Source organism: Stenotrophomonas sp. TEPEL, assembly GCF_004348785.1.
In the GTDB taxonomy this organism is placed as follows: domain Bacteria; phylum Pseudomonadota; class Gammaproteobacteria; order Xanthomonadales; family Xanthomonadaceae; genus Stenotrophomonas; species Stenotrophomonas indicatrix.
The window spans coordinates 1426994-1441559 of the sequence record NZ_QQXJ01000001.1 but is presented as its reverse complement, the minus strand read 5'-3'; the positions used below and the strand labels follow the sequence as shown (position 1 = coordinate 1441559).

Sequence of the window (14566 nt, the reverse complement as noted above, 5' to 3'; positions counted from 1 at the left end):
TGTCCGAGTCACCCGCCCCACGCCCTTCCCGCCCGCTGCCGCCGGTAGCCATCGTGATCGGCGTCCTGTTCTTCTTCGGCCTGCTCGGCCTGATGATCTACGGGGTGATGAAATCGGGCGATCCGCAGCGCGACGTGCTGCCCTCGGCATTGATCGACAAGCCGGCGCCGGCGTTCGCGCTGCCGGTACTGCATGACCCGCAGATGATCGTGCGCAGCGAGGAGCTGCGTGGTGCGCCGTACCTGCTCAACGTCTGGGGCAGCTGGTGCGCGGCCTGCCGTGAAGAACATCCGGTACTGACCCGCTTCGCCGAGAGCAAGCGCGTACGCGTGATCGGCTACAACTGGAAGGACGAACCGACCGACGCGCTGCACTGGCTGGAACAGCTGGGCAACCCGTTCATGGTCGTGCTGAGCGACATCGAAGGCCGCACCGCCATCGACTGGGGTGTGACGGCAGCACCGGAGACCTTCCTGGTCGACGGCAGTGGCATCGTGCGCTGGAAGTACAGCGGCGCGATGACCCAGCAGGTGGTCGATGAGAAGCTGATTCCGGCGCTGGAAAAGCTTGAAAAGGCCCAGGGCGATGCCGGCAACACCCTGCACGCCTCGCCGTAAGCGCATGCGCTGGCTGCTGCCGCTGCTGCTGGCGATGACCCTGGCGGTGCCACAGTCCGGCCTCGCCCAGCAACCCGTGCATGATGCGCGGCCGCTCGCGTTCCGCGATGCAGCCGAGGAGGCGCGCTTCCACGACCTGGCTGCGCAGTTGCGCTGCGTGCAGTGCCAGAACCAGTCACTGGCCGATTCCAATGCGCAGATCGCGCAGGACCTGCGGCGCGAAGTGCTGCAGTTGATGCAGCAGGGCCTCGACGACGACGCGATCAAGCAGTTCCTGGTCGCCCGCTATGGCGAGTTCGTGCTCTACCAGCCACCGCTGCAACCGGGTACCTGGCTGCTGTGGGGCGGTCCGCTGCTGGTACTGGGTGCCGGCGCGCTGGTGGTGATGGGCATCGTCCGTCGCCGTAGTCGGCAGATGGATGCATCCGCTGCAGCGGACCCTGCCGAAGGAGAGGACTGGTGACGCACTGGTTACCGATGGTCGCCGCAGTGGCCTCTGCGCTGTTGGCGGCCGTGGTGCTGTGGCCGCTGCGCCAGCATGGCCGTCGCAGCTTCGTGCTGGGGGTGGTGGCACTGGGCGTGGCCGGCGCCTGCCTGTACCTGCTGGTCGGCAATCCCCGCGCCGCACAGGTGCAGCCTGCGCCTTCGGTCGCCACGTTGCGTAACGGTGTAGAGGCGCTGCAGCAGGCGCTGCAGCGTGACCCGCAACGTGCGGATGGCTGGGCGCTGCTGGGTCGTTCGCAGGCCGAGCTTGGCAATGCCGCCGCCGCGGCCGACGCCTTCAACCGCGCCGCAGCACTGGCACCGGACGAACCAGGCGTGCTGGTCGAGGCCGCCCAGGCACGCGCCCAGGCCGATCCTGGCAAGCAGTTCGATGACACAGCGCTGGCATGGCTGCAGCGCGCACGTACCTTGTCGCCCGATGCCGAGCGCGCAAGCTGGCTGCTTGGCATTGCCCTGCGCCAGCGTGGCCGCAATGCCGAGGCCGCCGAACTCTGGAGCACGCTGCTGCCACGCCTGGAGCCGGGTGCCGCACAGGCGCTGCAGGCGCAGATCGCCATCGCCCGCGAGGCGGCCGGCCAACCGGCGCACGCACCGGCCGCTGCCCCCGCGCTGCTGCAGGTACGGGTGCAGCTGCCCGCATCGTTGAAAGCGGGTGACTGGCCTGCCAGCACCCAGGTCTTCGTGCTGGCGCGCGCGGTGGGCGGCCCGCCGATGCCGGTGGCTGCACGCAAGCTGCCGCTGGCCGGCTTCCCTGCAACGGTCGGCCTCGGCGACGGCGACAGCCCGATGCCGACCGCACCGCTGTCGGCACATCGCGAAGTGGAAGTACTGGCGCGCATTTCGCGCAGCGGCAGCGCCAACCGCAGCGAAGACGACCTGCAGACCGCCCCGGTCAAGGTCAGCCTGCCGCATGACGGTGTGGTTGAACTGCAGTTCCCGTAACGTACACGCGCCGCTGCGCTCGCCGGGCATGGCCCGGCGCTATCCACGCGCACCACCGGTAGCGCCGGGCACCGGTGGTGCGCGTGGATAGCGCCGGGCCATGCCCGGCGGATTCACGCTCAGCCCGTTGACGGAAACCAGCGTGTCGCCAGCTGCACACGCCGCCCCGCTAGAATGGCCGCATGACCGAATTCATTCCGCCCGGCACCCGCTTCCATGCCCTGCCCTCGCCGTTCCCGTGCAAACGTGGCGGCGCCCTGCACGGCGCTCGTGTGGCGTATGAGACCTGGGGCGCGCTGGACGAAGAGGCCAGCAACGCGATCCTGATCGTCACCGGCCTGTCGCCGGATGCGCATGCAGCGGCCAACGAAGCCAATCCTGCGCCAGGCTGGTGGGAAGCCATGGTTGGCCCCGGCAAGCCGATCGATACCGACCGCTGGTTCGTGGTCTGCGTAAACTCGCTGGGCAGCTGCAAGGGTTCCACCGGCCCGGCCTCGATCAATCCGGCCACCGGCGACCTGTATCGCCTGGATTTCCCGGAACTGTCCATCGAAGACGGCGCATGCGCGGCAATCGACGTGGTGCGCGCACTGGGCATCGGACAACTCGCCTGCGTGATCGGCAATTCGATGGGAGGGATGACGGCGCTGGCGGTGTTGCTGCTGCACCCGGGCATCGCCCGCAGCCATATCAACATTTCCGGCAGCGCACAGGCCCTGCCGTTCTCGATCGCCATCCGTTCGCTGCAGCGCGAGGCGATCCGCTTGGACCCGCACTGGAACGGTGGCCACTACGACGATGAGGCGTACCCGGAATCGGGCATGCGCATGGCACGCAAGCTGGGCGTGATCACCTACCGCTCGGCACTGGAATGGGATGGCCGCTTCGGTCGCGTGCGGCTGGATTCAGACCAGACCGACGATGACCCGTTCGGCCTGGAATTCCAGGTCGAGAGCTATCTGGAAGGCCATGCTCGCCGGTTCGTGCGTTTCTTCGACCCCAACTGCTATCTGTACCTGAGCCGCTCGATGGATTGGTTCGATCTGGCCGAGTATGGCGATGGCGATGTGATGGCCGGACTGGCCAGCATCCGCGTCGGCAAGGCACTGGCGATCGGTGCCAACACCGACATCCTGTTCCCTGTACAGCAGCAGCAACAGGTCGCCGATGGCCTGCGCGCCGGTGGCGCGGACGCGCGTTTCATCGGTCTGGAATCGCCACAGGGTCATGACGCGTTCCTGGTCGACTTCGAGCGTTTCGGCCCGGCCGTGCGCGGCTTCCTCGACGAACTGTAGTGGCGTGGCGGCGCAATCTCGCACTGGCCGCGTTCGGTGCGTTGATCGGCTTGACCGCAACCGGCGTGTTTCCGCTCTGGCTGGGCGCATGGTGCGTGCTGGCCAGTGCGGTGTCGTTCGGCCTGTATGGGCACGACAAGCGCGCCGCGCAGCGAAAACAGCAGAGGACGCCCGAACGCACGCTGCAGCTGCTGGCCTTTGCCGGCGGCTGGCCCGGCGCGCTGCTCGGCCAGGCGCTGTTCCGCCATAAACATCGCAAGGCGCCGTTCCAGTGGGTGTTCTGGTTGTGCGTGCTGGCCAACGTGGCCTCGATCGCGGTGATGCTGCGCGCGTTTTCGCGGTAGCTGCCCTGTAGATCCACGCCACGCAGTTATGCCGACCAAGGTCGGCATCTACCGAAGCGGTTCGCGGACCAGCACCCCGTCCACCAACCGGTACTGCACATCCACCACACCCGCGGGCAGGTCATCGTGGGTGATCATCAGCAGGCTGCGCCCTTCCAGTAGTGCTGGCAGGTCCTGCAGCAGCGCGCGCGCGGTATCCACGTCCAGGCCTTCGGTGGGCTCATCCACCAGCAGGATCGGTGCATTGCGCAGCAGCGCGCGCGCCAGCGCCAGACGCCGCGCCTGGCCGGCCGACATCGTTGCACCGTTCTCGCCCACCCACGCCTGCAGGCCGCCGTTGCGCTCGGCCCATTCACCCAGCCGTACCCGTTGCAGCACCGCCCACAACGCCTCGTCGCTGGCCTCGGGATCGCCCAGCCGCAGGTTCGCGGCCACGCTGCCGGCGAACACCGGCGCGTTCTGCGGCAGCCACGCAAGGTGCCGGTGCCAATCGGCCTGGGCGACATCACGCAGGTCCTGGCCACCGTAGGTCAACCGCCCCTGCTGCGGATCCCACAGGCGAAGCAGCAGGCTCGACAAGGTGGTCTTGCCGCTGCCGCTGTCGCCACGGATGGCGATGCGCTCGCCCGGCGCCAGCGTCAGCTGCACGCCACGCAGGACCGGCCGTGCGGCGCCCGGCCACTGGAAATGCACGTCATCCCAATGCACGGTCGCCGCCGGCGCCAGCGGCTGCGGCGACACCGGCTCCGGCACCGAAGGTGCCTGCTCGACGATGCCCTGCAGGCGCGCGGCCGCAATGCGGCCCGATTGCAGCGACTGCCAGGCCAGGCCCATGCCCGCCCACAGTTCGATCATCGCCACGGTCAGGAACACCAGCCCGGCGGCCATTTCCGCTGCGATGCGCTGTTGTTCGGCCGCATGCAGCGCCAGTGCCAGCATCGCTACCAGGCCGAGCCCGGCCAGCACACCATGCAGCGTTGATGCAGCGATCAGCCGCAGGCGTCGACGACGATCGCGCGAGGCCACCTGCTTGGCCGCCACCCGCACCTTCAACTGCCAGGCATTGCCAGCGTTGAGCGCGGCCAGATCAGCCGCCCCTTCCAGCCCCTCGAATGCGGCCGTGCGCAACGCTGCGCGATGTGCGGCGCGGTCGGCCTCTTCGCTGTCATGGCCCCTCACGCCCAGCCACGGCACGCCGATGCCGATCAGCAACGCCAGTACCGCCAGCAGCACCGCTGCCGATGGCAGGATCAACGCTGCCGACGCTGCCGGTGGTCGACGCGATCTATTCGCAGGATCCGCGTGCTGCCGCCGGCCAGACCTACGCCGATTCGCTGGCGCTGGGCGGCCTGGACATCAGCGACTACANCAGCAAGCCATCGATTTCGCCGATGTCACCCAGCAGCCGCGCCAGCAGATCGCCGGTGCGGGTTGCACCCAGCCGTGCCGGGGCCAGTGGCAGCGCGCGGCGGAAGAACCATACGCGCAGGTCGCGGGCGATGCGCAGGGTGGCGTCATGTCCCACCAGTTTTTCGAAGTAGCGCGATGCGATGCGCGCCATGGTCAGGCCGCGGATGCCGGCCGACGGAGTGAAGAAATTGAAGCCCTGGCCAAGGCCCGCTGCACCGGCCAGCGCTGCAGCAGTGAGGAAGCCACCGGACAGGCCCAGCAGGGCGGTGCCGGCCAGCATCGTGGTCCACAGCAGCAGCACTGCCAGCAGCAGGCGCGGGCGATGCCGCAGGAATACCGTGCGCAGCGAATCGACGGAAGGGCTCATGCGCGTACCGCCTGCGCCGGCTCAACCAGGCGCCCTTCGGGCAACAGCAGGCAGCGGTCGGCCCAGGCGATCACCGCCGGGCTGTGGGTGGCCACCACCACGCTGCGTCCGCGCGCATAGGCGGCCAGGCTGCGCAGCAGCGCTGCTTCGGTTTCGGCATCGAGAAAAGCAGTCGGCTCGTCCAGCAGCAGTACCTGCGGATCGCGCAGCAGCAGGCGCGCCAGGCCGATGCGACGTGCTTCGCCACCGGACAGGCCAAAGCCGCGCTCGCCGATCAGCGTATCCAGCCCCTGCGGCAGGCGCTGTGCGAACTGCAGCACCTGGGCGGCTTCGGCAACGGCGCGCAGGCGCGCGTCGCTGGCACCGGGATCGGCCAAACGCAGGTTCTCGGCGATGGTGCCGTGGAACAGATAGGGACGCTGGCTGGCATAGGCCACCTGCAGCCCCGGCCGCAGCTGCACCCGGCCAGCACGCGGCGGCAGCCAACCGGCCAGCGCTTCCAGCAACGTGCTCTTGCCGCTGCCACTGGGGCCGACCAGGGCCAGACGCTGGCCCGGTTCCAGCTGCAGCTCCAGGTTCTGCAGCACATCGTGCGCGGCGCCCAACGGACGCAATACCAGACCGTGCGCCTGCAGTGGCGGCAACGCGGCCTCGGCAGGCTCCGGCGTCAGCGGCACCGTGCCGTCGATTGTGCTGGCCTCCTCTTCCGGCAGCACCTGCAGCAGGCGCTCCACCTCGGCGGCGGCGGCCAGTGCATTGGCGCGATCGTGATAGTGCGCGGCCAGGCGCCGCAACGGCGCGTAGAACTCCGGTGCCAGCAGCAGGCAGAACAGGCCCGCCCCCAGCGTCGGCACGGTCGCATGCAGCGACATCAGGCCCAGATAGCTCAGGCCCAGATACAACGCAACCATCGCCACGCTGACCGAGGCAAAGAATTCCAGCACGGTGGACGACAGGAAGGCGATGCGCAGTACCTTCATCGTGCGCACGCGCACACCTTCGGCTGCGGCCTCGATGCCGGCCAGTTCGGCTTCCCCTCGGCCATACAGGCGCAGCAGGCCCAGGCCCTTGATGCGATCGGCGAAGTGCCCGCTCATCCGCGCCAGCTCACCCAGCTGCGCGCGCCCGGCGGCTTCGGCGCCCCAGCCCACCAGCATCATGAAAAACGGCACCAGCGGGGCAGTGAACAACAGGATCAGTGCAACCACCCAATCGACCCAGGCCACAGCAGCCAGGATCAACAACGGCACCACCACCACTTCGGTGCGCACCGGCAGGAAACCACTGTAGTAGTTCTCGATCGCATCGCCGTGATGCAGCATCAGCTCGCCCAGTTCACCGGTACGGCGCTGCCGCAGCCACAATGGGCCGTGCCCGAGCAGCCGCGCGAAGACACGCTCGCGCAGGGACAGGCGTGCGGCATCGGCAACGTCACCGGCCGCAGCCTGGGTGGCACTGCCCAGCAGGGTGCGCACGACAAGGATCACCGCCAGCGCGGCCAGCACCGGCAGGCCCTCGGCCAGCGGCGCGCGCTCGACCAGCACCTGCTGCACCAGCCAGGCGATGGCGGCGGCCTGGCCGATCAACAGTGCGCCGGACACGCTGATGCACAGCGATGCCAGCCGCTGCCGCCCCTTCGCGGCACGGGCCAGATCGGCCAGCCAGGCGGTACGCACACGCCGCAGGCGGGTCGATTCTTCATCCCGATCAGGGGCGTCAGCGGTCGGTTCGGCAGCGCTCAAGGCTCTTCACAGGCAGCAGGGGGATGGACGGCATTGTAGGCCCAGGCAACAGCCTTCCCCTGCGGCCGGCGGTCGCAGTCTTCATCGGGTTGGCATACGATCCTCCTGGATACCTGTTCATACATTGATCTGGATCAAGGCTGTTTGAAGTAGTCGGTCACATCATTCACCCCGTAGACCACCCTTCCCGCCACCTGCAACGGCACTATCCAACGAGGTAGCCAGGCCATGATTGATCAGACAGTCGTAGAACTGTCGCGGCTGCAATTCGCTCTGACCGCGATGTACCACTTCCTATTCGTACCGCTCACGCTTGGCCTGTCCTTCATGGTTGCCATCATGGAAAGCGTGTACGTCATGACCCGCAAGCAGGTCTGGCGGCAGATGACCCTGTTCTGGGGCACCCTGTTCGGCATCAACTTCGCCATCGGCGTGGCCACCGGCCTGGTGATGGAGTTTCAGTTCGGCATGAACTGGTCGTACTACAGCCATTACGTGGGTGACATCTTCGGTGCGCCGCTGGCCATCGAAGGCCTGATGGCGTTCTTCCTGGAAGCGACCTTCATCGGCCTGTTCTTCTTCGGCTGGAAGCGCCTGAGCCCGGTCAAGCACCTCACCGTGACCTGGCTGATGGCGCTGGGCACCAACCTGTCGGCGGTGTGGATCCTGATCGCCAACGGCTGGATGCAGAACCCGACCGGTGCGGTGTTCAACCCCGAAACCATGCGCATGGAAGTGGTCGACTTCGCCGCGGTGCTGCTGAACCCGGTGGCGCAGGCCAAGTTCGTGCACACCGTCAGTGCCGGTTACGTGACCGGTGCGATCTTCGTGATGTCCATCAGCGCCCTGTACCTGCTGCGCAACAAGCACAGGGACATGGCACGCCGTTCGTTCGCGGTCGCCGCAGCCTTCGGCCTGCTGTCCTCGCTGTCGGTGGTGGTGCTGGGTGACGAGAGCGGCTATGCCGCCAGCGAGCACCAGAAGATGAAGCTGGCGGCGATCGAAGCGATGTGGGAGACCGAGCGTGCGCCGGCCGACTTCACCGCCTTCGGCATTCCCAACCAGGACACCCACACCAACGACTACGCGATCAAGATCCCGTACCTGATGGGCCTGATCGCCACCCGTTCGCTGGACCAGCCGATTCCGGGCATCCTGGAACTGGTGGAGCGCGCCGAGCACCGCATCCGCGGTGGCCAGATCGCATACGGTGCGCTGGAACGGGTGAAGAAGGACAAGAACGATCTTGCAGCGCGTGAAATGTTCGATCGCCATTGGCAGGACCTCGGCCACGGCCTGCTGCTGAAGCGTTACCGCGAGGACATCCTCAACGCGACGCCGGAGGAAATCTCCAAGGCGGCGATGGATACCGTACCGCGCGTGGCGCCGCTGTTCTGGACCTTCCGCATCATGGCCGGGCTGGGCTTCTACCTGATCGCCTTCTTCGCGCTGGCCTTCTACTTCTCGTGCCGCAACAACTTCCAGGACAAGCGCTGGTTCCTGAAGCTGGCCGTGTGGAGCCTGCCGGCGCCGTGGATCGCGATCGAATGCGGTTGGTTCGTGGCCGAGTACGGCCGCCAGCCGTGGGCGGTGGATGGCGTGCTGCCGACTTTCTACGCGGCATCGGGCCTGGCACTGCATGAAATCCTGACCACGCTGGCGGTGTTCACCAGCCTGTACACGGTGCTCCTGATCATCGAAATCAAGCTGATGCTGAAGGCGGTCCGCAAGGGCCCGGACGACATCCTGCCGACGCTGCAGGCCGACATCCGCCCTGTTTCCCCCAATGCCGTTGCCCCCGGCCAGGCCTGAGGCAGGAGAATCCAGATGGAATTCATTGCACTTGATTACACCACGCTCCGCGTGATCTGGTGGCTGCTGCTCGGCATCCTGCTGGTCGGCTGGGCCGTCATGGATGGTTTCGACCTTGGCGTCGGCACGCTGCTGCCGTTCGTGGCAAAGACCGATGAAGAACGCCGGCTGGTGATCAACACCGTCGGCCCGGTCTGGGAAGGCAACCAGGTCTGGTTGGTGCTGGGTGGCGGCGCGATCTTCGCCGCATGGCCGCCGCTGTACGCGGTCAGCTTCTCCGGCTTCTACCTGGCGGTGTTTGCGATGCTGTTCGGGCTGATCCTGCGCCCGGTCGGCTTCAAGTACCGCAGCAAGCTGCCGTCCAAGCGCTGGCGCGACAACTGGGACCGCGTGCTGTTCGTCGGTGGCCTGCTGCCGGGCCTGATTGCCGGCGTCGCCGTAGGCAACGTACTGCTGGGTGTGCCGTTCCACTTCGATGACACCCTGCGCGTGACCTACACCGGTTCGTTCTTCGGCCTGCTCACGCCGTTCGCGCTCATCGCCGGCCTGATCAGCGTGGCCATGCTGGTGTCGCACGGTGCGGCCATGCTGGTGCTGAAGACCAACGGTCCGGTGGCCGAACGTGCGGCGCGCTCTGGCAGCATCGCCGCGATCATCAGCTTCGTGCTGTTCGCCGCTGCCGGCGCCTGGGTGGCCTTCGGCCTGCCGGGCTACCAGATCACTTCGCAGGTGGTGACCGACGGGCCGACCAATCCGCTGCTGAAGACCGCCGAACTGGGGTCCGCCGCAGGTGGCTGGCTGCGCAACTACAGCAGCATGCCGGCAACGCTGGTATTCCCGCTGCTGGGCCTGCTGGGTGCGCTTGCCAGCGCGGTGCTGCTGCGCGCGCGTCGTGGCGGCCTGGCCTTCATCGCCTCGGGCGCGTCCATTGCCGGCATCATCCTCACCGTCGGCTTTGCGATCTTCCCGTTCCTGCTGCCGTCCTCCAGCCAGCCCACCTCCAGCCTGACCGTCTGGGACAGTTCGTCCAGCCACCTCACGCTGTGGATCATGCTGCTGGCCACGGCCATCTTCCTGCCGATCATCCTCGCCTACACCACCTGGGTGTACCGCGTGCTGAAGGGCAAGACGACGGTCGAGGACATGGACGACAACCCCAACGCGTACTGATTGCCCGTGTGCCGGCCCAGGGTCGGCACACCCCCTCGCACACAGGAGATTGACCATGTGGTATTTCGCTTGGATTCTCGGCGCCGGCCTGGCTTCGGTCGTGGCCATCCTCAACGGGATGTGGTTCGAAGCGCGCGAAAGCGGCCGCGCCGACAAGGAAGTGCGCTGAAACTGTAAAAAAGGGTTGCCGATACGGCCTTCACACCGTATTCTTGGCGGCTCCTTCGGGGTGTAGCTCAGTCTGGTAGAGCGCTACGTTCGGGACGTAGAGGTCGCAGGTTCGAATCCTGTCTCCCCGACCACTTCGGTGGTCGCATTGAAGCCTGGTGAAGTCTTCCAGGCTTTTTTGTTCCCGCAGGAGTCGCTGCCACGGCAGCGAAGCAGAACGGTCTTCCCCCTTGCCGCCATCGGGGGAAATGGCTAGAATAGGCGGCTCCCTTCGGGGTGTAGCTCAGTCTGGTAGAGCGCTACGTTCGGGACGTAGAGGTCGCAGGTTCGAATCCTGTCTCCCCGACCACTCCGGTGGTCACCAAGAAGCCTGGAAGACATCAGTGTCCTCCGGGTTTTTTTGTACCTGGAATCCGGCACTCCCGGCTACGCCGCCATCAGCACATGCCGCCGGGGGCCTGACCCGGCCCGGCCACGTACAATGGCCGCCACTCCCCACCTGCCACACCGGCCGCGCCCGGTGCGGGCGCTGCACGTCATTCTGCATGGCGTGCGCCACCTGCAAGGAACACCGCATGACCTCGCCCACCTCCTCTTCGCCACCACTGCTGCACGGGCGCGTGCTGGCGTTCGCCGCGATCCTGCTGGCGGCGGTCAACCTGCGTACCGCCGTCACCTCCATCACCCCGTTGCTGGACGTGCTGGGCCAGCAGTTCGGCTTCGGCACCACCATGACCGGCGTACTGGGCATGCTGCCGACCGCCTCGTTCGCACTGTTCGGCGTCGCCACCCCGGCGCTGGCACGACGCCTGGGCCTTGAGCGCACCACCCTGCTGGCGATGCTGATGGCTGCTGCCGGCCTGCTGCTACGCTCCAGCGCCGGCAATGTCGGCACCCTGCTGCTGGGCTCGGTGATCGCACTGGCGGGCATGGGCATCGGCAACGTGGTGGTGCCGCCGTTGGTGAAGCGCTACTTCGCCAACAAGGTCGGCACCATGAGCACGCTGTACATCAGCGTGCTGCAGCTGGGCACGATGATGCCGGCGCTGCTGGCGGTGCCGGTGGCCAACGCCGCAGGCTGGCGGGTGTCGCTGGGCATGTGGGCGCTGCTGGCGCTGGCTGCGACCCTGCCATGGATGCTGCTGGCTCGCAGTGCGCCCAGGCCGGTACTGGACAGCAGTGATCCCACCGCGCTGCCGCACGGCAAGGTCTGGCGTACCTCGTTGGGCTGGAGCATGACGCTGATGTTCGGCATGACCTCGCTGATGACCTATTCGATGTTCACCTGGCTGCCGCGCATCGTGGTCGAAGCCGGCGCCACGCCCGCCTTCGGCGGGGTGATGGTCGCGGTGTTTTCGGCACTGGGCCTGCTGCCCTCGCTGGTGATCCCATCGCTGGCGGTGCGCCTGCAGAATCCCTTCCCGCTGGTGCTGATCGGCTTCTCCGCCTTCGTCATCGCCTTCGCCGGCCTGCTGTTCGCCCCGATGAAGGCGCCGTTGCTGTGGGCCTGCCTGCTGGGCGTCGGGCCGTCCACGTTCCCGCTGGCGCTGACCCTGATCAATCTGCGCACGCGCACCCCCACCGGTTCGGCGGCCCTGTCCGGCTTCATGCAGGGCGTGGGCTACAGCTTCAGCTGCCTGGGCCCGTTCCTGGTCGGCTGGCTGCATACCGTCAGCGAGGGCTGGACCCTGCCCTTCGCCTTCCTGTTCGGCTGCGCGCTGCTGATGCTGTGCGCCTCGTGGGTGGCCTGCAAGCCGCGCAAGCTTGAAGACCTGTGGTGACCGGACCGGCGGGCCGACGTCCGCCGCCGTGAAGCTCGACCCACGTACCCCACTACCGCGATCTACACACCGCCACCGCAGCGGGTGACGTGGCGTGTCCAAAGCTGACCCGTTATGCGTCCAGAACTGGGCTTGCCCGCAGGGTGCGCCCCCACAGGGCGGCCCCAAGCTGCCCCCTGCCGTTCCAGTGGACAGCAGAAAAGTGTATGCGCGACAACGCGTTGCGACAGGGCTGGCCGGTCATCCAAGGACTCTCCGTCAACAAGGTACGGATAGGAAGTAGGCGCTTGGGCAGAGTGTCAGCTATAGTTGGCATGTGATGTGCGTCACACTTTTGAGCACATCGTTCAGCAATGGATGCTTAGGGGGTCTCATGGTTGTTCATCGTCCGCTGGCGCTGTGCGTCGGCTTGGCCTGCGCCACTCTGGCGTGCTGGGCCCACGCGGCCTCGCCGCCCACCGTCATCACGCGCGCCGACCGGCTCGCCGAGATCGGGCACTACCGTGACCAGGCGCGCTGGGTCGATGCACTGGCAGCGATCGAGCGGGCGCAGCTGCGCGAGCCCAACGACGACCTGCTGTACAAGCTGCAGGTCCTGACCCTGGGCGACATCGGCAACGCCCATCGCGCCTGGCGGCTTTACCAGGCCCGGCCCAACCTGTTCGACCAGGACCAGAAAGCGCGGCTGGAGGCCAACTACGTGGCCAAGCTGGTCAACTGGAGCCTGGCCTACGGGGAAAGCGAAGACACCCGGCTGGACGAGGCCGAGGCTTCGCTGGCGGAAATGGAGCAGTACGTCGAGCGCGATGGCACAACGCAGGCGCAGGCGCCGCTGCGTATCCGCATGGACCGGCTGATCCTGCTCAACCGCCTGGCCCGCCACGCGCAGGTGCGCGACGAGGCGCGGGCGCTGCAGCGCGAAGGCCATGCCCTGCCCGATTACGTGCTGCCAGCCCTAGGCGACTCGCTGATGGCCACGCAGAACCCGCAAGAGGCCATTCCCTTGCTGGAGGCCGCCGCAAAGAACGATCCCTCACGCTTCCAGTCACGCTCGGAGCTGGCCTATGCCTATCTGGAAACAGAGCAGGCGGAGAAGGCGGTGGGCTACCTGCAGGCCTGGCAGAAGGACGAACCGGCCTGGCGCTGGGGCGGCGGCAAGACTCCCTTCCAGAACTGGGCGCGTTACGAGGCCGACCTGAACCTGGGGATGGTGCGGGCCTACAGCGGCGACCTGCCCACGGCCCAGCGCGAACTGGAAGCCCTGGTCGAGGTCGGCCCGGGCAATGGCAGCCTGCAGACCTCGCTGGGCAGCGTCTACCAGATGCGCGGCTGGCCGCGGCGGGCGCTGGAGCGCCACCAGATGGCCTATACCCTGGACCCGCGTGACATCGCGCCGCGCCTGGGCATGTACGAATCCTACGTGCAGCTGCAACGCGACGACCTGGCGCGGCCGCTGCATGACGATCTGCTGGCACGCTATCCAAGCCAGCCGGCGGTGCAACGCATGGACCGTGACTGGCGCGCCCATCGCGGCTGGCAGCTGCTGGCCAAGGTCGAGGGTGGCCGCAGTTCCGGCGGTGGCGGCACCTCGCCGCTGGGCAACGACGACCTGCACTACGGCGTGGAAGTGGCCTCGCCGGTTCTCAACGACCGCTGGCGCCTGTTTGCCTTCGCCGACCGCCGCTCGGTCAGCTTCCAGGACCAGGACATCGATCCGCTGTGGATCGGTGCTGGCGTGCGCTACCGCTTCGACCGCCTCGACGCCGAGGCAGCGGTGATGCGCCCCAACGACAGCATCGGCGACACCGGCCTGCGCGGCGGCTTCGGCTGGCAGTTCAATGATCGTTGGCATGCCGGCGTAACCGCTGCCCGCAATGACCCGGAAGCCTCGATGCAGGCACGCGTAGCCGGCATCACCGCCGACAGCGTTGCGGTTGCAGTGGACTACACGCGCAACGAGCGCACCCACTGGAGCTTCGGTGGCAGCCAGTTCCGTTACGACGATGGCAACCGCCGCGATACGCTGAACAGTGCGATCGAACAACGGCTGTTGACCCGCCCGCGCCTGTTGATCGATGGCCTGGGCAGCGTCTACACCAGCCGTGGCAGCCGCGACGATGCGCCCTACTTCAACCCCTCGCGGGATCGCTCGGTGGAGGTGGGCCTGCGCATCGACCAGCAGCTGTGGCGCCACTACGAGCGCCACTTCCGCCATCGCCTGACGGTGTCGGTGGGCAACTACTGGCAGGAAGGTTTTGGCAGTTCAATCATTCCGACTGTGGCCTATCGCCACGAATGGCAGTTCGATCAAGGGCGGATCCTCGAGTACGGCGTGAGTTGGTCGCGGCCGGTCTACGACGGCCAACGTGAACGACATATCGGCTTCGATGCCGCGCTGCGCTGGGGAGAATGAG

General features: G+C 67.2%; 11 protein-coding genes, 2 tRNA genes and 2 pseudogenes. 12 read left to right on the top strand and 3 right to left on the bottom strand.

Annotated elements, in window-relative coordinates; translation table 11 throughout:
- The 5 genes from TEP_RS06425 to TEP_RS06405 all read left to right on the top strand — a co-directional run.
- Window positions 1–617, top strand: a 617-nt coding sequence (locus TEP_RS06425; RefSeq protein WP_240790639.1) for a DsbE family thiol:disulfide interchange protein, incomplete at its 5' end; no start/stop codon positions are given.
- Window positions 618–651: 34 nt separating this feature from the next.
- Window positions 652–1080 carry a cytochrome c-type biogenesis protein gene (locus tag TEP_RS06420; protein WP_240790743.1) on the top strand — a complete coding sequence of 143 codons (429 nt, stop codon included), beginning with the start codon at window positions 652–654 and terminating at the stop codon, window positions 1078–1080.
- A complete protein-coding gene (locus TEP_RS06415) occupies window positions 1074–2063 on the top strand; it encodes a cytochrome C biogenesis protein (RefSeq protein WP_132824669.1) in 990 nt (329 codons plus the stop codon). Before TEP_RS06420 ends, TEP_RS06415 begins: the two co-directional genes overlap by 7 nt.
- A 182-nt stretch (window positions 2064–2245) precedes the next feature.
- A complete protein-coding gene (locus tag TEP_RS06410; RefSeq protein ID WP_132824668.1) occupies window positions 2246–3358 on the top strand; it encodes a homoserine O-acetyltransferase in 1113 nt (370 codons plus the stop codon).
- On the top strand, window positions 3358–3702 hold the full coding sequence (locus TEP_RS06405) for a DUF1294 domain-containing protein (protein ID WP_025876461.1): 345 nt from the start codon (window positions 3358–3360) through the stop codon (window positions 3700–3702). Before TEP_RS06410 ends, TEP_RS06405 begins: the two co-directional genes overlap by 1 nt.
- Before the next feature lie 48 nt (window positions 3703–3750).
- On the opposite strand, the pseudogene TEP_RS06400 reads toward TEP_RS06405, so the two are convergent.
- The 3 genes and pseudogenes from TEP_RS06400 to cydD form a co-directional block, all read right to left on the bottom strand.
- Window positions 3751–4968, bottom strand: a pseudogene (locus tag TEP_RS06400) (ATP-binding cassette domain-containing protein); the annotation flags it as partial.
- A 106-nt stretch (window positions 4969–5074) separates the two neighbouring features.
- Window positions 5075–5479 (bottom strand): annotated as a pseudogene (locus tag TEP_RS06395) (thiol reductant ABC exporter subunit CydC); the annotation flags it as partial.
- Window positions 5476–7164: a thiol reductant ABC exporter subunit CydD gene (cydD, locus tag TEP_RS06390; protein WP_240790742.1), complete on the bottom strand. Its 1689-nt coding sequence runs from the start codon at window positions 7162–7164 to the stop codon at window positions 5476–5478. The gene cydD and the pseudogene TEP_RS06395, both read right to left, overlap by 4 nt.
- Before the next feature lie 285 nt (window positions 7165–7449).
- Between cydD and TEP_RS06385 the strand changes: the two genes are divergently transcribed.
- The 7 genes from TEP_RS06385 (at window position 7450) to pgaA (ending at window position 14565) form a co-directional block, all read left to right on the top strand.
- Complete coding sequence (locus TEP_RS06385) at window positions 7450–9033, top strand: cytochrome ubiquinol oxidase subunit I (RefSeq protein WP_132824666.1); 1584 nt, start codon at window positions 7450–7452, stop codon at window positions 9031–9033.
- A gap of 15 nt (window positions 9034–9048) precedes the next feature.
- Window positions 9049–10203: a cytochrome d ubiquinol oxidase subunit II gene (cydB, locus tag TEP_RS06380; protein WP_132824665.1), complete on the top strand. Its 1155-nt coding sequence runs from the start codon at window positions 9049–9051 to the stop codon at window positions 10201–10203.
- A 55-nt stretch (window positions 10204–10258) separates the two neighbouring features.
- On the top strand, window positions 10259–10372 hold the full coding sequence (cydX, locus tag TEP_RS06375) for a cytochrome bd-I oxidase subunit CydX (protein ID WP_117310845.1): 114 nt from the start codon (window positions 10259–10261) through the stop codon (window positions 10370–10372).
- Window positions 10373–10428: 56 nt separating this feature from the next.
- Window positions 10429–10505 (top strand) — tRNA-Pro (locus TEP_RS06370).
- Between the two features lie 138 nt (window positions 10506–10643).
- Window positions 10644–10720 (top strand) — tRNA-Pro (locus tag TEP_RS06365).
- Window positions 10721–10946: 226 nt separating this feature from the next.
- Entirely contained in the window at window positions 10947–12152 is a 1206-nt protein-coding gene (locus TEP_RS06360) for an MFS transporter (RefSeq protein WP_165933895.1), read from the top strand.
- A gap of 373 nt (window positions 12153–12525) precedes the next feature.
- The gene (pgaA, locus tag TEP_RS06355; protein ID WP_132824663.1) at window positions 12526–14565 is read left to right on the top strand and encodes a poly-beta-1,6 N-acetyl-D-glucosamine export porin PgaA; all 2040 of its coding nucleotides are present in this window, start codon (window positions 12526–12528) and stop codon (window positions 14563–14565) included.
- Window position 14566 lies beyond the last annotated feature (1 nt).